This window comes from Rathayibacter sp. VKM Ac-2803 (genome assembly GCF_009807175.1).
Classification (GTDB): Bacteria; Actinomycetota; Actinomycetes; order Actinomycetales; family Microbacteriaceae; genus Rathayibacter.
The window spans coordinates 516637-537334 of the sequence record NZ_WUCD01000001.1 but is presented as its reverse complement, the minus strand read 5'-3'; the positions used below and the strand labels follow the sequence as shown (position 1 = coordinate 537334).

The following is a 20698-nucleotide window of genomic DNA, read 5'->3' as shown; positions in this document are numbered from 1 at the left end:
CGCAGTCGGGAGTACTCCCCTTGCTGACAACGACCCTACTAAGGGGAGCGGACCCTCCGACTGGGAGAAGGCCGAGAGCCCGGTCGCCCGCGACCTCCGTGCGTCACCCGAGCAGCGGCCGGGGGTCGAACGTCACCCGGATGCGCGTGATCAGACCGTCCTCGACGTGACTCCAGTTGACGGTCGGGACCGGCGGAGTCGTCGCCGTGTGCAGATCGAACCAGGTCATCGCGTCGGCGCCGTCGACGACGCGGGCGTGCAGCACGAGGTCGGTCATGATCGACTCCGCCATGCCGCGCAGGCCCGCGAGGCACTCGTCGATCCCGGAGGCGGTGCCCAGGACGCCGACGAAGTCGACGTCGGGCGCGAGCACGGTGCGGAGGCGGTCGAAGTCGCGGTCGCGCCACGCGTCGAAGTAGACGGTGGCGGCGTCGCGGGTGGCGTCGCGCTGAGCGGCGTCCTGCTGGTCCATGGCGGTGTCCTTCCGGTCGATGCCTCCAGCCTGCGCGTCGCTATCGCATCGGTCCAACATCTGATCAGGATGCGACCTATCATCGGGACTGATGGAACTGCACCAGATCTTCTACGCGATCTCCGTCGCCGACACCGGGTCGTTCACGGCGGCGGCGGCGCGTCTCCACGTCAGCCAGTCGGGGGTCAGTGCGCAGGTGCAGAAGCTCGAGCGCGAGCTGGGGGCGGCGCTGTTCGACCGCACCTCGCGGCGCATCTCGGTGACGGCCGAGGGCGAGCGGCTGCTCCCGGCTCTCCGAGCTGCGGCGGCGTCCGTCGACGGAGTCCGGGCCGCGGCCGACGAGCTCCGCGGCCTCGTGGTCGGTGCCGTGCGCCTCGGAACCGTCGCGGGCCTCACCTGGCCGGACCTCTTCGACGCGATCGCCGCGGTCCACTCCGCGCACCCCGGCATCGACCTGCGCCTCGTCGAGTCGACCTCGGACGACCTGCTCGCCCGCGTGCGCTCCGGCGACCTCGACGTCGTGGTCGCGGGGTGGACGCCCGGTCCTCCCGACGGTCTGGAGTCCGCGACGATCGTCGACGACGCGCTCGTCCTCGCCGTGGCGGAGGGGCACCCGTGGGCGGCACGCGGGTCGGTCCACCCCGGAGAGCTCGCCGACGCCGACCTCATCACGCTGCCGCCGGGCACGGGAGCGCGGGTCGCCCTGGAGGCGTCGCTCGCGCGGGCGGGTCTCCGCGTCGCTCCCCGGTGGGAGGTCGCCTCGCCGGTCGCCCTCGGCGCCCTCGCCGCTCGCTCGCTGGGCGTCGCCGTCGCGAGCGAGTCGACGCTGGCCGACGCGCCGGAGCTGGTGATCCTCCGCCTCGAGGACCCCGAGGCGAGGTCGCAGCTCGGGGTCGCCTGGCGGGCCCGCCCCGGGTCGGCCGCGCGTGCAGTGCTGCAGGAGCTGCTGCCTCCGGAGCCCCGGTAACGCGGCCGTCAGTGCACGATCGCGAGGAGTGCCGACTCGACACTTCTCGCCCTCGTGACCGCGCCGGAAGGGCGGGAGTCGGCGAACGGATCACCCGCGCCCTCGCCGGCTCCCCTCCGTTCGGCACTTCTCGCCGCACAGGCGGCATCGAAGCGGCGAGAAGCGTCCCCTGGTGCAGCGCGCCAGACACGCGCCGCGTCACACGGGTACGCACGCGGGCGGCCTCGGGGCGCTCGTGGCTAGCGTGACACCATGCCTGTCATCCCCACCTCCCACGCCGGCAGCCTGCCGCGCACGCCCGCGCTGATCGCCGCCAACGAGGCCCGCCGCATCGCCGACGACGGCTTCACCCTCGAGCGCACGCCCGAGTTCGACGAGCTCCTCGCGGGCGCCGTCGACGAGCTCGTCCGCCGCCAGGAGGCGGTCGGCATCACGATCCCGGGCGACGGCGAGTTCGGCAAGGCCATGTCGAGCGCGGTCGACTACGGAGCCTGGTGGTCGTACTCGTTCCAGCGGGTGGCCGGCCTGTCGGTGACCGAGGAGTCGATCTTCAGCTCGCAGCCCGTGCGCTCGGAGCCGGGTCGCGTGCGGCTGACGTCGTTCCCGGACCGCCGCGACTGGACGCTCTTCCGCGACGCCTACTCCGACCCCGGAAGCGGCATCTCGACCGGCAGGACCGCGACTGCGTTCCCCTCGACCACCGGCCCCCTGAGCTACATCGGCCAGGAGGCCGTGGCGACGGACGCCCGGAATCTGCGCAGGGCGCTCGACGACGCCGGCATCGCCGACGGCTTCATCACCTCGCTCTCGCCGGGCAGCGGCGCGCGCATCCACAACGCGCACTACGCGAGCGAGGAGGAGCACATCTGGGCGTGGGCGGAGGTGCTGCGCGAGGAGTACCGCGCCGTGATCGACGCGGGCCTGATCCTGCAGATCGACGACCCCTCGATCGCCGAGAACTGGGACCAGATCAACCCCGAGCCGAACCTCGAGGACTACCGCGCCTTCACCCGCATCCGCGTCGAGGCGCTCAACCACGCGCTGCGCGGGCTGCCGCAGGACCGCATCGGCTTCCACCTCTGCTGGGGCAGCTGGCACGGACCGCACACCACCGACATCGAGTTCAGGCACATCGTCGATCTCATGCTCGAGATCGACGCGGGCTCCTACTCCTTCGAGGCCGCGAACGCCCGCCACGAGCACGAGTGGCGGGTGTGGGAGGACGTGGCGCTGCCCGACGGCAAGGTCATCGTCCCCGGAGTCGTCGGGCACGCCACCAACGTGGTCGAGCACCCCGAGCTGGTCGCGCAGCGCCTCGAGCGCTTCGCCTCCGTGGTCGGCCGCGAGCGCGTGATCGCCGCGACCGACTGCGGGCTCGGCGGCCGCATCCATCCGCAGATCGCCTGGGCGAAGCTCGACTCGCTGGCCCGCGGCGCCGAGATCGCCTCCGCGCACCTCTGGCGCTGACCGAGGGAACCCGCTCCCGTCGAGACAGCCGCGGAGAGGTGGCGGCCTCGACGGGTCGTGGTTCCCTCGGCGGCGTCAGGCGCCCAGCGGGTAGCGGGTGGCGTCGCCGGCCGCGAACGTGAACCAGACGGCGTCGCCGACGGCGAGGTCGAGGGCGGCGACGGTCCCGGGGGCGAGGTCGGCGGCGAGCTCCGCCGCGCGCACGCGCACCGCGTCGCCGCGGGGCTCGATGTCGGTGACGACTCCGGGGAGCACGTTGTCGGCGGAGGAGCGCGACGTCGCGACGCTCACGCGGCCGGGGCTGACGGCGATCGCCGCGCGGCGACCCTCCGCGATGCGCTCGCCGGGGGAGGCGACCACGATCCCGGAGTCGGTCAGCAGGCCGGACTCGCCGTGAGCCGTGCCGGTGAGCAGGTCGAGGCCGACCAGGTTCGCTGTGAAGGGCGTCGTCGGGCGGTCGAGGACGGCGCGGGTCGGGCCCGAGTCGACGACGCGCCCTCGCTCGAGCACGACGACACGATCGGCCAGGGTGTAGGCGTCGAGGACGTCGTGGGTGACGATCACGGCGGTCCGGTCGGCGAGCACCTCGCGCAGCAGCCGCCGGAGCGCGGGGGCGACCGAGACGTCGAGAGCGGCCATCGGCTCGTCGAGCAGGAGGAGCGCGGGGTCGGCGGCGAGGGCCCGCGCGACCGCGATCCGCTGCGCCTGGCCCCCCGAGAGCTGGGCCGGACGGCGGGCGGCGAGGTCGGAGGCGCCGACCCGCGCGAGCCACTCGTCCGCGCGGGCGCCGGCGGTCGTCCGCGGTGCTCCGCCGCTCCGCGGGCCGAAGGCGACGTTGTCGCGGGCGCTGAGGTGCGGGAAGAGGAGGGCGTCCTGGGCGAGCAGCGCGACTCCGCGGTCGTGCGGCGGACGCCACCGGCTCGGGCCGCGGGCGGCGAGGTCGAAGAGCACCCGGCCGTTCAGCGTCGCGCTCCCCGCGTCGGGCACGAGCAGCCCGGCGAGCACGCTCAGGAGGGTCGACTTGCCGGCTCCGTTCGGCCCCAGGATCGCGACGGTCTCGCCCTCGTCGATCGAGAGCTCCACGTCGACGCCGCGGGCGGCGAGAGCCGCGGTGAACTCGAGCATCACGCGCGAGCCCGAGTCTCGCCGACGCGGTGGGCGAGTGCGACGACCGCGACGGCGAAGACGACGAGCACCAGCGAGAGCGCGACGGCCGTGTCGGGGCTCGTCTCGCGCTGCAGGTAGATCTCGAGCGGGAGGGTGCGGGTGACCCCCTGCAGCGATCCGGCGAAGGTGAGGGTCGCGCCGAACTCGCCGAGCGCCCGGGCGAACGACAGCACGGCCCCCGACACGAGAGCGGGCAGCACCAGCGGCAGGGTGACGCGGCGGAGGACCGTGGTCGGCCGCGCGCCGAGGGTCGCCCCGACCGCCTCGAAGCGGGTGCCGACCGTCCGCAGCGCCCCCTCGAGGCTGAGCACGAGGAACGGCAGGGCGACGAACGTCTGCGCGAGCACCACTGCGGTGGTCGAGAACGCGATGCTCACTCCGAGCACCTCCAGCGACTGCCCGACCAGCCCGCGGCGCCCGAACGTGTAGAGCAGGGCGATGCCGCCGACCACCGGCGGCAGCACGAGGGGCAGCAGCACGAGGGCGCGCAGGATCCGCTGGCCGCGGAAGCGCGTGCGGGCCAGGACGATCGCCATCGGCACGCCGAGCAGCAGGCAGAGCAGGGTGGCGGTGAGGGAGGTGCGCAGGCTCAGCCCGAGCGCGTCCAGCGAGGCCTCGGAGGTGATGAGCGGCAGGAACTCGGCCCAGTTCACCCGGGTGATCATCGCCGCTAACGGCAGCACCACGAAGGCGCCGCCGACGACCGCGACGGCGATCAGCCAGCGGGGGACCCCGAGTCTCACGGCGCTCCGAACCCCGCGGTCTCGAGCACGCCGCGGCCGACCTCGCCGGTCACGAAGTCGGCGAACGCCTGCGCGAGGGCGGGGCTCGCCGACCCGGCCACGGGGGCGATCGGGTACGTCGTGACCGCCTCCGCCGCCTCCGCGAACTCGATGCCCTCGACCGCGTCGCCCGCCCCCCGGACGTCGGTGACGTAGACGAGCCCGGCATCCGCCTCGCCGCTGGTCACCTTGCCGAGCACGTCGGTGACCGACGACTCCTCGCTCACCGGCGAGAGCTCGACTCCGGTCGCTGTCTCGACCGCCGTGGCCGCGGCTCCGCACGGCACCTGGGGGGCGCAGACGACGGTCCTCACGCCCGCTCCGGCGAGATCGGCGAAGGAGGCGATGCCCGCCGGGTTGCCCGGCGGCACCGCGATCTCGAGCACGTTCGTCGCGAAGTCGACGGGGGCGGAGGCGTCGACCAGGCCGCCGTCGGTCAGCTTCGCCATGTTCTTCTCGTCGGCGGTGGCGACGACGTCGGCGGGCGCGCCCTCGGTGATCTGGGTGACGAGATCGGAGGAGCCGGCGAAGGTCAGGTCGACGGTGACGCCCGGGTTCGCGGCCTCGAACTCGTCGGCGAGCTCGGTGAAGGTGCTCGTCAGCGAGGCGGCGGCGAAGACGGTGATCGAGCCTCTCGGGTCGCCGTCGGTGGCGGTCGGAGTCGCTGTGCTGCACGCGGCGAGGCCCAGGGTCGCGGCGCCGGCGAGCACGACCGCGGCGATCGCCCTGGCGCTCACGCCTTGCCGCCCGGGGTCTCGATGATGACGGTCGTGGCCTTCACGACGGCGATCGCGATCGAGCCGGGCTCGAGGCCGAGCTCACGGACGGCCTCGCTGCTCATCAGCGACACGATGCGGTGCGGGCCGCACTGCAGCTCGACCTGCGCCATGACGGTGTCGGCGACGATGCCGGTGACCACTCCTACGAGCCGGTTGCGGGCCGAGCGGCCGATCTCGGACGGGTCGGCGGGGAGGACGGCGTTCTTCCGGGCGAGCTCGGCGACGGCCAGCGCGTCGACGACCCCGCGGCCGGCGGAGTCCTTCTCGCTCGCGAGCACGCCGAGATCGATCCATCGTCTGACGGTGTCGTCGCTGACACCGAGGAAGTGCGCGGCGTCCCTGATCCTCAACTGCGGCATGGAAACGAGTCTAGCTCCGCATCCGCGGAGAGGATGCGATCGCACGAACACCCGGCGTTCCGGGGGCGGACGCGTGCTGTTCGCTCCGCACTCGTAGAGTCCGTCGCGTGGAACGAGTCGTGGAGCCCGAGGCGGTCGTCGTCCCCGTCGCCGCACTCGTGCTCGCGAGCGGCGCGGCGGTGGCGCTCGGAGCCGCACCGCTCATCGCGGGAGTGGAGCCGCTCTTCGCGCTCGCCTGGCTGATCGGCTGGACCCTGGTGGTCTGGTCGGCCGTCCTCGGCGGAGGCTGCGCCGTGCGGCTCGTCCTCTGCGCCCGCTCGAGGAGCCCGGTGCTCCCGCTCGAGGTGGCGATCACCGTCGCGGCGCTGGCGCTCGTCGTGGCCGTCGTCGCGGTGCACCCGCTCTTCGGGAGCGGGAGCGGGACCGCCTAGGCGGCGACGCGGTCGTTCGCGTCGGCCAGCAGCGCGACCGAGCGCAGCCGCGCCTCCGTCGCGAGCGACGCGTGGGCGACGATGACCTCGTCGACCTCGGCCGTGCGGGCGAAGTCGGCGACGTAGTCGGCCACCTGCTCGCCCGTGCCGACCCCGGTGTAGGTCGTCATGCTCGCCACGTGCGCGCCGATCGGGGCGCTCAGCAGGGCGTCGAGCTCCTCGTCGTCGAAGGTGCGGTCGAGCGGGATCTGACCGCTCTGGCGCAGCAGCATCATCAGGCGGGCGCGCTTCATCTCGGCGAACTGGCGCTGCGCGTCGTCGGCGTCGTCGGACGCGATCGCGTTCACTCCGGCGATCACGTAGGGCGCGTCGAGCTGCTCGGAGGGGCGGAAGCCGCTGCGGTAGGCGGCGACGGCCTGGTGCAGCGCATCGGGCGCGAAGTGCGAGGCGAAGGCGTAGGGCAGGCCGAACGCGGCGGCGAGCTGCGCGCCGAAGAGCGAGGAGCCCAGGATGTAGAGGGGCACGCGGGTGCCGGCGCCGGGGGTGGCGCTCACGCCGGCGACGCGCGACTGGCCGGCGAGGAACGCCTGGAGCTCGAGGACGTCCTCCGGGAACCGGTCGGACGACTCCGGGTCGCGGCGGAGCGCACGGAACGTGGCCTGATCGCTGCCGGGAGCACGGCCGAGGCCGAGATCGATGCGCCCGGGGTGCAGGGTCTCGAGCGTGCCGAACTGCTCGGCGATCTGCAGCGGCGAGTGGTTCGGCAGCATGATCCCGCCGGACCCGAGCCGGATCGTCGAGGTCTGCGACGCGACGTGGGCTATCAGCACCGAGGTCGCGCTCGACGCGATCGACGCCATGTTGTGGTGCTCGGCGTACCAGACGCGCCGGTAGCCGCTCCGCTCGGCCTGCTGCGCCAGCGCGACCGAGGCCGCGAAGCTGTCGCGCGCGGTCTCTCCGGGGGCGATGGGGGCGAGGTCGAGGATCGAGAGGGGAACGCTCATGTGAGAGGCAACGCGCCGGGGGCTCTCCGTGTTCCCCGGCGCGTCGCCCCGTGCTCAGCCGAGGCGGGTGCTCGCCATGCCCCCGTCGACGTCGAGGACGGTGCCGTGCACGAACGACGCCTCGTCCGAGACCAGGAAGCGGACGGCGAGGGCGATGTCGACGGGGCGGACGGGGACGCCGGCCGGGGTCCCCGCGGTCATCGTCGCGAGGACGTCGGCGTCCGCCGCGTTCCCCGGGGTCGAGGTCGCGCCGGGTGCCACCGTGTTCACGCGCACTCCGCGGGGGCCGAACTCGGCGGCCCAGGTGCGGGTCATCTGCTCGATCGCCGCCTTGGAGCCGGTGTACGCGGCGCCGAACGGGATGCCGACCCGCGACATCCAGGAGCCGATGTTGACGATCGCGCCCGACCCGCGCTCGGCCATCGCCGGGGCGAGTGCGGCGACGAGGACGTGCGGCACGCGGATGTTCGTGGCCAGCACCGCCTCGAGATCGGCGTCGGCGAGGGCCGCGGTCGGCCCCACCGGGTAGACCCCCGCGTTGTTGACGAGGATGTCGACCCGGCCGCCGAGCACGCTCGTCGCGTCCCGGGCGAAGGCGCGGAGGGCGTCGTGGCCGCCCGAGAGGTCGGCGGTGACAGCGTGCGCTGTCCCGCCCGCGGCGGTGATGCCGTCGGCCACCGAGCGGGTGCGCTCGGCGCTCCTGCCGGTGACGACGACCTCGGCACCCGAGGCGGCGAGGACGCGGGCGACGGCCTCGCCGATCCCGCTGCTGGAGCCGGTGACGATCGCCGTGCGGCCGGCGAGGCGGGAGTCGAGGGGGAGGGACTGGAGGATCTGCTCATTGGACTGCATGGTCCATTCGTAGCACACCTCTGGACCGAACGGTCCACTCAGCTAGGCTGGCGGCATGGAGCAGACGACGCTGACCGAGCGGGGGCGCCTCACCCGGCAGCGGATCATCGAGGCCACGGGGGAGCAGATCCTCGCCACGGGCATCGGCGGGACGACCCTCGACGGCGTGCGCGCCGCGACTCTGACCAGCAAGAGCCAGCTCTTCCACTACTTCCCCGGCGGCAAGGCCGAGCTCGTGCGCGAGGTCGCGCAGTGGGAGGCGCGCCAGCTCCTCGACGCTCAGGAGCCCGAGATCCACGACCTCGGCTCGTGGGAGTCGTGGGAGCGCTGGCGCGTGCGCCTGGTCGAGTACTACATCGGCCTCGGCCGGTGGGCCTGCCCGATCGGGTCGCTGGCGAGCCAGGCCGCGATGGTCGACGCCGAGCTCGAGGCGGGCATCGCCCGGACGATGCGCGACTGGCGGGGCCTGCTCGCGGCGGGGGTGCGCCGGATGCAGGCCGCCGGATCCGTCGACGGGTCGGCCGATCCCGAGCGGCTCGCCGCGGTGATCCTCTCGGCCGTCCAGGGCGGGCTCGTGCTCAGCCAGCCGGAGCGGTCGGCGTGGCCGCTCGAGGCGGCGCTCGACAGCGCACTCGCGCCGCTGCACGGAGTCGCGGCCCGGTGAGCCGATCCGACTCCGCAAAAGTTGCGGTAGTCGCGCTCGACTACCGCAACTTTCGAGGAGTCGGGGGTTCTCGTGACCGCCGCAGACCGCCGCGGCTCCGTCAGAATGATTCCGCGGCCGGACGCCCCTGTCCGACGCGGGCGACGACGCACGAGCAGGAGCCGACGATGGCCGAGTTCCACCCCGATCTGCGCGATGCGCGCTTCCTCCCGCGGTTCTCGTTCGGCCCGCGGATCGTCAGGGCGATCAACCGGCTGCCCGCACCGCGCCGGCGCGCACCCGAGGATCTGCGGATCGACGATCTGCGGGTGCCCGGACCCGAGGGGGCTCCGCCGGTCGGCATCCGCATCTACCGTCCGCGGTCGCTGCGGGGTGCCGCTCCGGCGCTCGTCTGGGTGCACGGCGGCGGGATGGTCATCGGCAACCACCTGATCGACGAGGCGTCCAGCATCGACTTCGCGCGGACGCTGGGCATCACCGTCGTGTCGGTCGACTACCGCCTCTCGCCGCAGCACGTCGCTCCGGCCGCAGTGGAGGACGTCCACGCCGTCATCACGTGGCTCCTCGAGCACGCGGAGGGGCGCGGAGTGGACGCCACGCGGGTCGCGATCGGCGGGGCGAGCGCGGGCGGCGGTCTGGCGGCGGGAGTCGCGCAGCTCGTGCGCGACCGCGGCGAGGACTCCCTCGCCTTCCAGCTGCTCGTGTATCCCATGCTCGACGACCGCACGGTGCTGCGCACCGACCTCTCGACCGACGGCGTCCGGATGTGGACTCCCGGCAGCAACCGGTTCGGCTGGACGTCGTACCTCGGTCACGCCCCGGGGCCGGTCCCCGCCTCCCCCTACGCGGCGCCCGCTCGCCGGGACGACCTGACCGGTCTGCCCCCGGCCTGGATCGGCGTGGGCAGCCTCGACCTCTTCCTCGACGAGGACGTCCGCTACGCCGAACGGCTCCGGGAGGCGGGGGTCGCGTGCGAGCTCGAGATCGTCCCGGGTGCGTTCCACGGCTTCGACGCGGTGATGCGGACGAAGGAGGTCTCGCGACGGTTCTGGCGGAGCCAGGCCGCCGCCCTCGAGGGCGCGTTCGGGCCGGCGGCGAGCGACTGAGGGCACCCACTCCGCAGAAGTTGCGGTAGTCGCGCTCGATTACTGCAACTTCTGAGGAATCGAGGGCGCGCTCAGCGGCGGTGCAGCAGCTTCGCGCTGATGCCGGCCAGAGCGGCGCCGATGATCGGCGCCAGGAGGAACACCCAGACCTGCCCGAGGGCGTCCGGGCCGGCGAAGACGGCCGCGGCGATCGAGCGGGCCGGGTTCACCGAGGTGTTGCTGATCGGGATGCTGATCAGGTGGATGAGCGTGAGGGTGAGTCCGATCGCGAGCGGCGCGATCGCCTTGTACTCGCTCTTCGCGGTGACCGAGAGGATCACTCCGACGAACACGGCCGTCAGCACGACCTCGGCGAGGATCACCGCGCCCAGCCCGAAGCCGCCGGGCGAGAACGCGCCGTAGCCGTTCGAGGCGAATCCGGAGTCGCGGGCCGCGGCGAGGTAGCCGGCCGGTCCGTCGGCCGCGATCAGCGCGACGGCCCCCGCTCCCGCGACGCCGCCGACCAGCTGGGCGACGAGGTAGCCCGGGATGTGCCGCCACTCCGTGCGCCCCGCGATGGCGAAGCCGATCGAGACGGCCGGGTTGAAGTGGCCGCCCGAGATGTGGCCGACCGCGTAGATGCCCGTCATCACGGTGAGCCCGAAGGCCAGGGCGACGCCGAGGAATCCGACGCCGAGCGCGTTGGTCGAGTCCGGGAACGCGGAGGCGAGCACCGCGGTGCCCACGCCTCCCGCGACCAGGAGGAACGTGCCGAATGCCTCGGAGGCGTAGCGGGCGGCGGCCGAGTACTGCTCGGCGTGCTGCGTGCGCTGCTCGCTCGTGGTGCGGGTGTCGGGTGTGGCGGGCATGACTGTTCCTTCTCGGGTCCGGGTGGGTCGGCCCGGCGACGGGCGCGGGCACCGGGACACTCCAGCACCGCCACCGCCCGCGGCCGCCCACCGCCCAGACGCCTCCCGGCCGGGCCGTGACGACGCGTCGCTCTCCGGCCACCGGCCGCTCGCTGAGCGGCCAGGATCCGCGAGGCGTCGCGCGTCAGCCCGGGCCGTCGGCGCCGCAGACCTCGACCAGCGGTCCGTCCAGGCGGAGCAGCAGCCGCACCCCACGGGAGGCGCCCCGCGGCAGCGCGGCGGTGCGGACCGCCGCCGGGGTCAGATCGAGTCGCGACGGATCGGCGGGCAGGCGATGAGCGTCGGCGTCGTGGGCGACGCCGACTCGAGGCCGAGCAGCAGCCTCACGCCGGCGGCGCCGAGCTCGTAGTGCGGGAGGGCGACGGTGGTCAGGGGAGGCCGCAGGTGCGCGGCGATGACGTCCTGGTTGTCGAAGCCGATGACCGCCATGTCCTCGGGGATCCGAAGGCCGCGCTCGCGCAGACCGTCGTAGAGCCCCATCGCCACCCGGTCGTTGTGGCAGAAGACGGCGGTGGCCTCGGAGGCGAGGACCGCGGCGGTCGCCGAGTAGCCGCCCTCCTGCTCCGGAGCCGCCGGGAACACCAGCGACTCGTCGAACGGGATGTTCGCGCTCGCCAGGGCGGCCCGGTATCCGGCGAGCCGACCGGTCTGGGCGGGGGAGTCCGACGTGGTGTTGAGGAAGGCGATGCGGCGGTGGCCGGCGGCGAGCAGCTCCTCGGTCGCGGTCCGCCCGCCCTGCTCCTCGTCCGGCACCACGGCGAGCAGTCCGCTGCCGACGGCGAAGCAGTCGACGAGTACCGTGTCGGTCTGGTGCAGCGCGTCGGGCACCACGATCTCGCGGTGGTACCAGCTCGAGTAGAGGATCCCGTGCACCTGGTGCTCGAGCATCATGGCGATCGCCTCCTGCTCGACGGCGGCGTTGCCGTCGGTGTTCGCGACGAGCAGCACGTAGCCGTGCCGCCACGCCTCGTCCTGCGCTCCGTGGATGATCTGGCCGGCGAAGGGCGTCGTCGCGATCGCGTCCGCGACCAGCCCGATGAAGCGCGAGGTGCCTTGCGAGAGGGTCTTCGCGAGGGCGTTCGGGCGGTAGCCGAGCCGGGCGACCGCCTCCTGCACGCGCTGCCTCGCGTTCTCGCCGATCCGGGCGCCGGCCTTGTCGTTGATGACGTGCGAGACGGTCGCCACCGACACGCCGGCGGCCTTCGCGACGTCGCGCATCGTGACGACCGAGCCGTTCCGCGGGTTCTCCGAGGTGCTCATCCCTTGGTCGCTCCGCTCTCGAGTCCCTGGATCATGGCCTTGTTCAGAACCAGGAACACCAGGAGGAGCGGAGTCACCGTCACGCACACGGCCGCGAAGGTCGCGGTCCAGTCGGTGTTGCCCATCGCTCCGATGTAATTCTGCAGGCCCAACGGGATGGTCTTCAGCCCGTCGGAGAGCACGAAGGTGTTCGCGAAGATGAAGTCGTTCCAGATGAAGATGCTGTTGACGAGCACCACCGTGATGATCGTGTTCACCGACAGCGGCGACGTGATCCGGAGGAAGATCCGGTACGGCCCGGCGCCGTCGAGCGACGCCGCCTCGTACATCTCGGCGGGGATGTACTCGTAGAACGACGAGAAGAGGTAGACCGCCATCGGCAGCGCGAACGCCGCGAGCGGGATGATCATCGACAGGTGGGTGTCGAGGAGCCCGATCCGCGAGTAGTCGATGAACAGCGGGACGAGCGCGATCTGCACCGGGACGATGATCCCGAGCAGGAACAGCCCCCGCACGACCCGGCTGAAGCGGAAGCCGAGGACCTGCAGCGCGAAGGCCGCCATCATGCCCGCCACCACGATCAGCACGCTCGCGCCGAGGGTCACGATCAGGCTGTTCACGATGTTCAGGCCGAGGTTGCCGCTCGCGAACGCACGGGAGTAGTTCTCGAGAGTCACCTCGGAGGGGAGGGCGAAGGGGTTGCCGCCGGCGAAATCGGCCGCCGTGCGGAAGCTGGTGAGGAAGAGCCAGGCGAGCGGGTACACCTGCACCACGACGATCAGCACGACCGTGACGGTCAGCAGGGTGCGCTGGAGTCGCGCCCGCGGCGGCCGCGCGGGCCTCCGGCGCGCAGCGGGCGGCGCGGGTGGGCGCCGGTCGACCGGACGAGTGAGGACGGGGGTGGTCATGAGTCGTCCCTTCGACGCAGGAGCAGGAGGATGATGCCGACCGCGACGAGGCACTCGACGACGATGAAGACCGAGATCGCGCTCGCGTAGCCGTAGTCGGTGTGCACGAAGGCGGTCTTGTACATGTAGGTCGTCAGCAGCTCCGACGACTGCCCGGGGCCGCCGTTGGTCAGGAGGTACGGGATGTCGAAGCCGCGGAGGGCGAACGTGGTCGCCATGATCGTGGTCGTGATCCAGACGGGCCGGATGTAGGGGAAGCGCACCCTCCAGAACAGCTGCCACCAGGAGGCGCCGTCGAGGCGGGCCGCCTCCTCGAGCTCGCGGGGGACCGCGAGCAGGGCCGCGTAGATGATCAGCATGTAGAGCCCGGTGAACCGCCAGCCCTCTGGGATCGAGACGGCGGCGAGCACGGTCGAGACGTTCGAGAGCCAGGCGGTCTGCAGCCCCTCGAGCCCGATCCAGCCGAGGGCCTGGTTGAGCAGGCCGAGCGGCTCGAGCGAGTAGATCCGCTGGAAGAGGATCGCGATCGCGACGGTCGAGATGACCGCGGGCAGCAGGTAGAGGGTCTTCACGAGCTCGCGCGCCCGGGGGAGCGCGGTGAGCAGGCTCGCGACGACCAGTGCGCCGCCGAGCTGGAGAACGAGGCAGATCGCGAGGTAGCCGAGCGCGTTCCCGAACGACGTCCAGAAGACGTCGTCGCGGGTGAGCATCTTCACGTAGTTGTCGACACCGACGAACGCCATGTCGGTGATGCCGTCCCAGCGGAAGAAGCTCAGGACCAGGGACTGCACGATCGGCAGCAGCACCGCGAGGCCGTAGACGGCCAGCGGAGGGACGAGGAAGACCAGCACCGAGAGGCGCGATCGGCGGGGCAGCATCGAGGCCGCCCGGGGCCGGGACGGGCGCGTGCGCACCGTCCCGGCCGGGGCGAGATCAGCCATCGCTGTTCTCCGCCAGGGCGGCGTCCATCGTCTCGATGAACTCGTCGGGAGTGGTGTCGCCCTGCACGAGCAGCGTCAGCTCCTGCTGGAGGCGGGTGTTCGTGGCCGGGTCGAGCTGCGTGTCCCAGGGCATCGCGATCGCTGTGCCCACCGAGTCGGCCTGCTCGACCGCGCGGGTGTAGAGCGGAGTCGCGTCGGCAGGGATCGCGGTCGCCGCCGACGTCGTGGGCGAGAGAGCGCCGGTCGCCGCGTAGACCTCGGGGTAGCGCTCGAGGGCGAAGGCGAGGAAGTCGCGGACCAGCGGATCGAACGTCTGCGTGTTCACGGCCATCCCGATCCCCGACGGGGTGACGTACTCGTCGTCGGCGGTGACGGCTCCGTCGACGGTCGGCAGGGTGAAGTAGTCGACGGAGTCGCGGACCGCCGGATCGAGCGCTTCGGTCGCGAGGTTGCTCAGCTCCCAGGTCCCCGTGTTGTAGACGGCCGCCTTGCCCGAGGTGAACAGCGCCTGCGCGTCGGCGTAGCCGGTCGACGAGAAGCCCTCCTGGAAGCACCCCGCCTCGCCGAGTGCCGACAGCCACTCCGCTGCGGCGCGCCCCGCCGGATCGGCGAAGGACGCGTCGCCGTTCTTGAGGTCCTGCACGTACTCGGGGCCCGCCAGACGGAACGGGTAGTAGGCCATGTAGCGCTCGAGCGGCCACTGGTCCTGCCCGTCGAGCGCGATGGGGGTGATCCCCTTCGCGCGGAGGCTCTCGCACATCGCGGGGAAGTCGTCGAGGGTCGCGGGGACCTGCACGCCGGCCTCGTCGAGCAGCGCCTTGTTGTACCAGAAGAACTCGAGCTGGAACTCGAACGGCACCATGCGGAGGGACCCGTCGTCGAACCGCTGGTAGTTCAGCGCCGCCTCGCGGTAGTCGCCGGACATGCCCAGATCCTCGAGCAGGAGGTCGATGTCGACCATGCGGCCCTGATCGGCGAGCTTCTGCGCGAACGGAGTCGCGTCGGTGTCGAACAGCTCGGGCAGCTTGTTCGCGGCGGCGAGCGTCTCGTACTTCTGCACGTAGGACGGCCGGTCCGGCGTGGTGATCAGGTTGAGGGCGAAGCCCGGGTGGTCGGCCGCGTACTCGTCGGCGATCTGCTGCATCGCCGTGATGACGCCTCCGTCGGCCGGGCGGGAGAGGAGCCACGAGATCTCGCGGGGGACGATGTCGCCGGCGGGATCGACGTCGGACGGGTCGACGGCGGCGGTGCTGCCGGCGCAGCCGGTCAGCGCGAGGGCGAGGGCGGCCGAGGCCGCGGCGAGGAACGAGGCCTTGCGCCTGTGGGTGGTCATGATCGGAATCTCCATTGATCGATGTGCGGGTGAGGTCAGGACGTGGAAGCGAGGAGCGCGTCGGCGCTCCGCGGGTCGGGGAGGCGCTCGCTCCTGGGTGCGAGGGCGAACGAGTCGACGGTGATGCGCCCCTCGCCGACGAAGACGCCGACGCGGCCGCTCGGCCGGTCGTAGAGGCGCGTGCTCAGCACCACGGAGTCGTCGAGGGTCGCGACGCAGAGATCGCCGTCGACGATCACGTCGAGCGTGTGCGCGCCGGGGTCGAGTCGGCACGGCCGCTCGAGCTCGACGGCGAAGGGCACGTCGCCCGAGATCTGCCACTGCTCGGTGCCGGTCGTCCGGCGGGGCCAGCGGTCGAGGACGAGTCGTCCGCGGCGCGGCTCGAGACGCAGCACGTAGCCCTCGTCTCCGTCGGCGCTCGCCCGCAGCACGACGCCGCACTCGGTGGTGCCCTCGCCGATGTCGAGTCGGGCGACGAGCCGGAACGAGCCGGGCGTCTCCTCCGGGGACAGGAGCTGCGCGTAGCCGTCGGGCGCGTCGAGGACGGTGCGGCCGGTCAGCTCGGCGGGCGTCTCGAACGTCGCGCGCAGCTCGGGTGCGGGGTGGAAGGCCAGCGTGCCGTCGAGGCGCTGCTCGGCCTCGATGACCGCGAGCGTCCCGGCCCACTGCCACGCCCCGTCGTCGGCCGAGCCCTCCCGGGAGGCGATCCAGCCGAAGAAGAAGCGCCGCCCGTCGCGCTCCGCCGACTTCGCGGCGTAGAACGCCCGACCGTCGATCGTGTCGTGCTCGGGGACGAGCCAGGGCCCGCTCGGATCGCGCGCCATCCGGTAGCGCGTGGTGAAGGCGTCGCTGAACTCGGAGGAGACGAGGTACCACCACTCGCCCCACTGGAACACCTCGGGGCACTCGTGGGCGATGTAGCGGCGGGGGTCCCAGAACGGCTCGGCCGGCTGCCACGTGATGAGGTCGACGGAGGTGCACTGCGCGATCACGCCGCGGCGGCGTGCCGGGCCCTCGGCGTGGCGGGCGGTGACGAGCATCCGCCAGAGCCCCGCCCGTTCGTCGCGGAACACGAAGGGATCGCGCCAGTCGCCCGTCTCGTAGCCGGCGGTCGCGCCGAAGGTGTGCATCGGATGCCGCTGCCAGGTGCTCATGCCGTCGCCGCTGGTCGCGTGCGCCACGACCTGGAGTGCTCGGCCGTCGTCGCCGAGCCGGTCGGGATTCTGGCCCGTGTAGAACGCGTGGTGCACGCCGTCGGAGTCGAGCACGATGCTGCCGGTGTAGATGTTGTGGTCGGCGGCGGACGGCCCGCCCGAGGCGATCGCGACGCCGGCCTCGGCGAACTCCACGAGATCGTCGGTGACGATCCGGTGCCAGGGCATGCCCTCTCGCGGCAGTGCGCGCGTCTCGTGCAGATAGAAGAGGTGGAACTCGCCGTCCTCCTGCCAGGGGATGACGTCGCCCACCCAGGCGCCCTCAGGCCGGTAGAACCCTCGCTGGTCCATGATCACTCCGCTGTGTCTGCTGCCGATGCAGTACTGGTTAATCGGTTACGCAGACTGTAACCACTGCTCGCGCAATTGATCAAGCGGTTAATCAACCCGTTCTCGGATCGTTTCCCCCTCACCGGTCGGGACGTTCAGCGGCGTCCACGACCTTCGGCGGCGGCAGCCGGCCTCCGCTCACACGCGAAAACCCATCGCACTTCGGCAAAGAGAGCGCTCTCACAAAACTCTTGACCTCGCCGCACACTGCTCCGTATGCTCACAGCACACCTCGTGAGAGCGCTCTCACCAACGCGACGCAGCCGCGTGAGAGCGCTCTACCGAAGTGCCCTGACACCCATCACGAAGGAGTGACCGTGCACGCATCACCACGCACCAGGATCGCCACGGCGATCGCCGGTGCCGCCTCTCTCGCCCTGCTCGTCACCGGATGCGCATCCGGATCCGACGCCGCGGAGGGCGGCGACGTCGAACTCACCGTCACCACGTTCAACGCCATGGGGTTCGACGACCTCTACGCGGAGTACGAGGAGGCGAACCCCGGCATCACCATCGTGCCGAACAACATCGACACCGGCGGCAACGCCCGCACCGACGCCTTCACCAAGCTGGCCGCCGGCTCCGGGCTCGCCGACGTCGTCGCGATCGAGGAGGGCTGGCTCGGCTCGATCATGGAGGTCTCGGACCAGTTCGTCGACCTGCGCGACCACGGCATCGAGGACCGCAAGGCCGACTGGGTCGACTGGAAGTACGAGCAGGCCACCGACCCCGAGGGCCGCGTCATCGGCTACGGCACCGACATCGGCCCCGAGGGCCTCTGCTACAGCACCGCCGCCTTCGAGGCGGCAGGGCTCCCCACCGATCGCGCGGCCGTCGCCGAGCTGCTCGGCGGCGCGGACGCGACCTGGGAGGACTACTTCGCGGCCGGCAAGCAGTACCACGACGCCACGGGCAAGGCCTGGTACGACCACTCCGGATTCGTCTGGAATGCCATGGTCAACCAGCTCCCCGAGGGCTACTACACCGCCGACGGCGAGCTGAACATCGAGGGCAACCCCGAGCTCGAGGAGCGCTGGGCTCAGCTGACCGACGCTGCCGGCTCCGGACTCTCGGCCGCGCAGAAGGCCTGGGACTGGAACAAGGGCAAGTCGTTCACCGACCAGACCTTCGCCACCTTCGTCTGCCCCGCGTGGATGTTCGGCACGCTGAAGAGCAACGTCGAGGCCGGCGGCGGCGACGCCGCGGACACCGGCTGGGACTTCGCCGACGTCTTCCCCGGAGGTGCGGCCAACTGGGGCGGCTCGTTCCTCTCGGTCCCGACCCAGTCGGAGCACCCGGCCGAGGCCGCGGCGCTCGCGTCGTGGCTCAGCGAGCCCGAGCAGCAGCTGAAGGCGTTCGAGGCGGCCGGTCCGTTCCCGAGCACGATCGCCGCGCAGGAGGAGCTCGCCTCCGCCGCCACCCCCGACCCGTCGCTGAACGACTCGCCGACCGGTGAGATCCTCGCGAAGCGCGCCGAGGGAGTCGTGGCTCAGTACAAGGGCCCCGACGACTCGCTGATCCAGGAGAACGTGTTCGGCCCCGTCCTGCAGAAGGTCGACCGCGGCGAGCTCGACGGCGACGCCGCGTGGGCCGAGGCGCTCACGCTGCTCGACGAGCTCGTCGACTGACCCACTCCCTCCGCTGAGCGGGCTCCGGTCGCGACCGACCGGAGCCCGCTGAGCCTCTCCGACTCGAGGAAGGCACCGTCGCCATGACGAGCACTCTCACTCCGCCGGTCACGGCGACGCCCCCGGCGGGCAGGCGTCCGACGCCCCGCCTCCCGCTGACGTTCCGCCAGCGCGCGAGCCGCTTCGACGTGAAGGCCTCGCCCTACCTCTACATCTCGCCGTTCTTCCTGCTCTTCGCGATCACGGGTGCGTTCCCGCTCGTCTACACGCTCGTCGTCTCGCTCTACGACTGGCAGCTGCTGCAGGGTCAGGGCGACTTCGTCGGGTTCGGCAACTTCGCGGCCGTGCTGGGCGACCGCTTCTTCTGGAACTCGATCGTCAACACGCTCAGCATCTTCCTGCTCTCGACGATCCCGCAGCTCGCCGTGGCCCTGCTGCTCGCGGCCGCCCTCGACCAGTCGCTGCGCGCCCGCACCTTCTGGCGGATGAGCGTGCTGCTGCCCTACGTGGTCTCGCCCGTGGCGGTGGCGCTGATCTTCTCGAGCATCTTCGGCGATCAGGACGGGCTCGTGAACAACCTCCTCGGCCTCGTCGGCATCGCTCCGATCGAGTGGACGAACGACCGGCTCGCGAGCCACGTCGCGATCGCCTCGATGGTCAACTGGCGCTGGACCGGCTACAACGCCCTGATCCTCCTCGCCTCGATGCAGGCGGTGCCGCGCGACCTGCACGAGTCCGCCGCGCTCGACGGCGCGAGCACGTTCCGCCGCTTCACCTCGATCACGATCCCGAACATCCGCCCGACCCTGATCTTCGTGATCATCACCGCCACCATCGGCGGCCTGCAGATCTTCGCCGAGCCGCGCCTCTTCGACGTCTCGAACGCCGGCGGCATCGGCGGCTCGGACCGGCAGTTCCAGACCACGGTCCTCTACCTGTGGGAGATGGCGTTCTTCCGCCAGAACTTCGGCGAGGCGGCGGCCGTCGCCTGGCTCCTCTTCCTCCTGATCGTCCTGATCGGGCTCGTCAACTTCGCGATCTCGCGGCGGATCGCCTCCGTCGAGAACCGCGTCGTGTCGAAGCGGAGGCAGCGCAGGGCCACCGCGGACGAGATCGCCGCCACCGACCCCCTGCTGACCTCGACCGGCCTCGGCCAGAAGGCGAGCGAGCGATGACCGCCCCCGCCACCACCGCGCCCTTCCCCGTCCGCCGTGGCCTGCGCCGCCGCGGAGCCGGCCGCGTCGACCGCCCCGGCTTCCTCACCTACGGGCTGCTGAGCGCCTTCATCCTCGGCTCGACCTACCCGCTCTGGTGGTCGTTCGTGGTCGCCAGCGGCTCGAACTCGACCCGCGCCGAGACCCTGCCGCTGATCCCGGGCGGGAACTTCCTCGCGAACGCCGCCACGGTGTTCACGGCGATCCCGTTCTGGACCGCACTGCTGAACAGCGTCGTCGTGTCGGGCATCATCACCCTCTCGGTCGTCTCGTTCTCGACCCTGGCCGGCTACGCCTTCGCGAAGCTGCGGTTCAGGGGTCGCGACGGGCTGATGATCACCGTCATCGCCACGATGGCGATTCCGACGCAGCTGGGCATCATCCCGCTGTTCATCCTGATGCGGCAGCTCGGCTGGACGGGGTCGCTCGGTGCGGTCATCGTGCCGACCCTGGTCACGGCGTTCGGCGTGTTCTTCATGCGCCAGTACCTCGTCGACGTCATCCCGGACGAGCTGATCGAGGCGGCGCGCGTCGACGGAGCGAACCAGTTCCGCACCTTCCTGACCGTGGCGGTGCCGGCAGCGCGACCGGCGATGGCGATCCTGGCGCTCTTCACGTTCATGATGGCGTGGACCGACTTCCTCTGGCCGCTGATCGTGCTGAGCCCGACGAACCCGACGCTGCAGACCGCGCTCGCGCAGCTGCAGTCGGGCTACTACGTCGACTACTCGGTGGTGCTCGCGGGCGCGGTGCTGTCGATCGTGCCGCTGCTGGTGCTGTTCGTCCTGGCGGGCAAGCAGCTGATCGCGGGCATCATGGGCGGAGCCGTGAAGGGCTGAGCCCGTCGCCGGGGTGCCTCCGGCTCGCGGAAAGTCGTTCGGCTCGCAGGAACCGGCGGATTCCGCGAGCCGA

At 71.9% G+C, this 20698-nt stretch carries 21 protein-coding genes; 8 read left to right on the top strand and 13 right to left on the bottom strand.

The annotated features are described in order from the left end of the window. Nucleotides 1-103 precede the first annotated feature (103 nt). Nucleotides 104-472 (bottom strand): nuclear transport factor 2 family protein, encoded by a 369-nt coding sequence (locus GRS96_RS02465; protein WP_159856209.1) that lies wholly within the window; start codon nucleotides 470-472, stop codon nucleotides 104-106. 91 nt (nucleotides 473-563) lie between these two features. Here GRS96_RS02465 and GRS96_RS02460 point away from each other — a divergent pair, with 91 nt between their 5' ends. Further along, nucleotides 564-1439 carry a LysR family transcriptional regulator gene (locus GRS96_RS02460; RefSeq protein WP_159987639.1) on the top strand — a complete coding sequence of 292 codons (876 nt, stop codon included), beginning with the start codon at nucleotides 564-566 and terminating at the stop codon, nucleotides 1437-1439. A 252-nt stretch (nucleotides 1440-1691) separates the two neighbouring features. Beyond that, on the top strand, nucleotides 1692-2906 hold the full coding sequence (locus tag GRS96_RS02455; protein ID WP_159987638.1) for a cobalamin-independent methionine synthase II family protein: 1215 nt from the start codon (nucleotides 1692-1694) through the stop codon (nucleotides 2904-2906). 75 nt (nucleotides 2907-2981) lie between these two features. Here GRS96_RS02455 and GRS96_RS02450 read toward each other — a convergent pair whose 3' ends face one another. The 4 genes from GRS96_RS02450 to GRS96_RS02435 are packed head-to-tail and all read right to left on the bottom strand — an operon-like array spanning nucleotide 2982 to nucleotide 5993. After that, complete coding sequence (locus tag GRS96_RS02450; RefSeq protein WP_159987637.1) at nucleotides 2982-4031, bottom strand: sulfate/molybdate ABC transporter ATP-binding protein; 1050 nt, start codon at nucleotides 4029-4031, stop codon at nucleotides 2982-2984. After that, nucleotides 4031-4816, bottom strand: a complete 786-nt coding sequence (locus GRS96_RS02445) for an ABC transporter permease (RefSeq protein ID WP_236553546.1) — start codon at nucleotides 4814-4816, stop codon at nucleotides 4031-4033. Before GRS96_RS02445 ends, GRS96_RS02450 begins: the two co-directional genes overlap by 1 nt. Continuing rightward, the gene (gene modA / locus GRS96_RS02440; protein WP_159987636.1) at nucleotides 4813-5592 is read right to left on the bottom strand and encodes a molybdate ABC transporter substrate-binding protein; all 780 of its coding nucleotides are present in this window, start codon (nucleotides 5590-5592) and stop codon (nucleotides 4813-4815) included. The genes GRS96_RS02445 and modA overlap by 4 nt, the downstream gene beginning before the upstream one ends. Next, nucleotides 5589-5993: a TOBE domain-containing protein gene (locus tag GRS96_RS02435; protein WP_159856219.1), complete on the bottom strand. Its 405-nt coding sequence runs from the start codon at nucleotides 5991-5993 to the stop codon at nucleotides 5589-5591. Before GRS96_RS02435 ends, modA begins: the two co-directional genes overlap by 4 nt. Nucleotides 5994-6100: 107 nt before the next feature. Here GRS96_RS02435 and GRS96_RS02430 point away from each other — a divergent pair, with 107 nt between their 5' ends. Next, nucleotides 6101-6424 (top strand): hypothetical protein, encoded by a 324-nt coding sequence (locus tag GRS96_RS02430; protein ID WP_159987635.1) that lies wholly within the window; start codon nucleotides 6101-6103, stop codon nucleotides 6422-6424. On the opposite strand, the gene GRS96_RS02425 is transcribed toward GRS96_RS02430, so the two are convergent. Next, complete coding sequence (locus GRS96_RS02425; protein ID WP_159856223.1) at nucleotides 6421-7428, bottom strand: LLM class flavin-dependent oxidoreductase; 1008 nt, start codon at nucleotides 7426-7428, stop codon at nucleotides 6421-6423. The genes GRS96_RS02430 and GRS96_RS02425 overlap by 4 nt on opposite strands. A gap of 54 nt (nucleotides 7429-7482) precedes the next feature. After that, nucleotides 7483-8280, bottom strand: a complete 798-nt coding sequence (locus tag GRS96_RS02420; RefSeq protein WP_159987634.1) for an SDR family NAD(P)-dependent oxidoreductase — start codon at nucleotides 8278-8280, stop codon at nucleotides 7483-7485. Nucleotides 8281-8335: 55 nt separating this feature from the next. Here GRS96_RS02420 and GRS96_RS02415 point away from each other — a divergent pair, with 55 nt between their 5' ends. Further along, complete coding sequence (locus tag GRS96_RS02415; RefSeq protein WP_159856227.1) at nucleotides 8336-8944, top strand: TetR/AcrR family transcriptional regulator; 609 nt, start codon at nucleotides 8336-8338, stop codon at nucleotides 8942-8944. Between the two features lie 167 nt (nucleotides 8945-9111). Beyond that, on the top strand, nucleotides 9112-10050 hold the full coding sequence (locus GRS96_RS02410; RefSeq protein ID WP_159987633.1) for an alpha/beta hydrolase: 939 nt from the start codon (nucleotides 9112-9114) through the stop codon (nucleotides 10048-10050). 71 nt (nucleotides 10051-10121) lie between these two features. Here GRS96_RS02410 and aqpZ read toward each other — a convergent pair whose 3' ends face one another. The 6 genes from aqpZ to GRS96_RS02380 form a co-directional block, all read right to left on the bottom strand. Further along, nucleotides 10122-10898, bottom strand: coding sequence for an aquaporin Z (aqpZ, locus tag GRS96_RS02405; protein ID WP_159987632.1), 777 nt, complete (start codon nucleotides 10896-10898; stop codon nucleotides 10122-10124). 300 nt (nucleotides 10899-11198) lie between these two features. After that, nucleotides 11199-12218: a LacI family DNA-binding transcriptional regulator gene (locus GRS96_RS02400; RefSeq protein ID WP_159856233.1), complete on the bottom strand. Its 1020-nt coding sequence runs from the start codon at nucleotides 12216-12218 to the stop codon at nucleotides 11199-11201. Further along, nucleotides 12215-13126, bottom strand: a complete 912-nt coding sequence (locus GRS96_RS02395; protein ID WP_159856235.1) for a carbohydrate ABC transporter permease — start codon at nucleotides 13124-13126, stop codon at nucleotides 12215-12217. Before GRS96_RS02395 ends, GRS96_RS02400 begins: the two co-directional genes overlap by 4 nt. After that, complete coding sequence (locus GRS96_RS02390; RefSeq protein WP_159989214.1) at nucleotides 13123-14004, bottom strand: carbohydrate ABC transporter permease; 882 nt, start codon at nucleotides 14002-14004, stop codon at nucleotides 13123-13125. The genes GRS96_RS02395 and GRS96_RS02390 overlap by 4 nt, the downstream gene beginning before the upstream one ends. Before the next feature lie 55 nt (nucleotides 14005-14059). Next, nucleotides 14060-15400, bottom strand: a complete 1341-nt coding sequence (locus tag GRS96_RS02385; protein WP_159987631.1) for an ABC transporter substrate-binding protein — start codon at nucleotides 15398-15400, stop codon at nucleotides 14060-14062. Nucleotides 15401-15435: 35 nt separating this feature from the next. After that, complete coding sequence (locus GRS96_RS02380; protein ID WP_159987630.1) at nucleotides 15436-16905, bottom strand: GH32 C-terminal domain-containing protein; 1470 nt, start codon at nucleotides 16903-16905, stop codon at nucleotides 15436-15438. A 356-nt stretch (nucleotides 16906-17261) separates the two neighbouring features. Between GRS96_RS02380 and GRS96_RS02375 the strand changes: the two genes are divergently transcribed. The 3 genes from GRS96_RS02375 to GRS96_RS02365 all read left to right on the top strand — a co-directional run bounded on the left by GRS96_RS02375 (nucleotide 17262) and on the right by GRS96_RS02365 (nucleotide 20625). Next, nucleotides 17262-18572 carry an ABC transporter substrate-binding protein gene (locus GRS96_RS02375; protein ID WP_159987629.1) on the top strand — a complete coding sequence of 437 codons (1311 nt, stop codon included), beginning with the start codon at nucleotides 17262-17264 and terminating at the stop codon, nucleotides 18570-18572. An 83-nt stretch (nucleotides 18573-18655) separates the two neighbouring features. After that, entirely contained in the window at nucleotides 18656-19747 is a 1092-nt protein-coding gene (locus tag GRS96_RS02370; protein ID WP_159987628.1) for a carbohydrate ABC transporter permease, read from the top strand. After that, the gene (locus GRS96_RS02365) at nucleotides 19744-20625 is read left to right on the top strand and encodes a carbohydrate ABC transporter permease (protein WP_159987627.1); all 882 of its coding nucleotides are present in this window, start codon (nucleotides 19744-19746) and stop codon (nucleotides 20623-20625) included. The genes GRS96_RS02370 and GRS96_RS02365 overlap by 4 nt, the downstream gene beginning before the upstream one ends. Nucleotides 20626-20698: the final 73 nt, after the last annotated feature.

What these genes read in the sequence shown, in the direction of transcription:
- GRS96_RS02400 (WP_159856233.1), bottom strand. Translation starts at nt 12,218, where the DNA reads ATGAGCACCTCGGAGAACCCGCGGAACGGCTCGGTCGTCACGATGCGC.
- GRS96_RS02420 (WP_159987634.1), bottom strand. Translation starts at nt 8,280, where the DNA reads ATGCAGTCCAATGAGCAGATCCTCCAGTCCCTCCCCCTCGACTCCCGC.
- aqpZ (WP_159987632.1), bottom strand. Translation starts at nt 10,898, where the DNA reads ATGCCCGCCACACCCGACACCCGCACCACGAGCGAGCAGCGCACGCAG.
- GRS96_RS02395 (WP_159856235.1), bottom strand. Translation starts at nt 13,126, where the DNA reads ATGACCACCCCCGTCCTCACTCGTCCGGTCGACCGGCGCCCACCCGCG.
- GRS96_RS02390 (WP_159989214.1), bottom strand. Translation starts at nt 14,004, where the DNA reads ATGCTGCCCCGCCGATCGCGCCTCTCGGTGCTGGTCTTCCTCGTCCCT.
- GRS96_RS02435 (WP_159856219.1), bottom strand. Translation starts at nt 5,993, where the DNA reads ATGCCGCAGTTGAGGATCAGGGACGCCGCGCACTTCCTCGGTGTCAGC.
- GRS96_RS02460 (WP_159987639.1), top strand. Translation starts at nt 564, where the DNA reads ATGGAACTGCACCAGATCTTCTACGCGATCTCCGTCGCCGACACCGGG.
- GRS96_RS02425 (WP_159856223.1), bottom strand. Translation starts at nt 7,428, where the DNA reads ATGAGCGTTCCCCTCTCGATCCTCGACCTCGCCCCCATCGCCCCCGGA.
- GRS96_RS02365 (WP_159987627.1), top strand. Translation starts at nt 19,744, where the DNA reads ATGACCGCCCCCGCCACCACCGCGCCCTTCCCCGTCCGCCGTGGCCTG.
- GRS96_RS02455 (WP_159987638.1), top strand. Translation starts at nt 1,692, where the DNA reads ATGCCTGTCATCCCCACCTCCCACGCCGGCAGCCTGCCGCGCACGCCC.
- GRS96_RS02410 (WP_159987633.1), top strand. Translation starts at nt 9,112, where the DNA reads ATGGCCGAGTTCCACCCCGATCTGCGCGATGCGCGCTTCCTCCCGCGG.
- GRS96_RS02370 (WP_159987628.1), top strand. Translation starts at nt 18,656, where the DNA reads ATGACGAGCACTCTCACTCCGCCGGTCACGGCGACGCCCCCGGCGGGC.
- GRS96_RS02385 (WP_159987631.1), bottom strand. Translation starts at nt 15,400, where the DNA reads ATGACCACCCACAGGCGCAAGGCCTCGTTCCTCGCCGCGGCCTCGGCC.
- GRS96_RS02380 (WP_159987630.1), bottom strand. Translation starts at nt 16,905, where the DNA reads ATGGACCAGCGAGGGTTCTACCGGCCTGAGGGCGCCTGGGTGGGCGAC.
- GRS96_RS02450 (WP_159987637.1), bottom strand. Translation starts at nt 4,031, where the DNA reads ATGCTCGAGTTCACCGCGGCTCTCGCCGCCCGCGGCGTCGACGTGGAG.
- GRS96_RS02415 (WP_159856227.1), top strand. Translation starts at nt 8,336, where the DNA reads ATGGAGCAGACGACGCTGACCGAGCGGGGGCGCCTCACCCGGCAGCGG.
- GRS96_RS02465 (WP_159856209.1), bottom strand. Translation starts at nt 472, where the DNA reads ATGGACCAGCAGGACGCCGCTCAGCGCGACGCCACCCGCGACGCCGCC.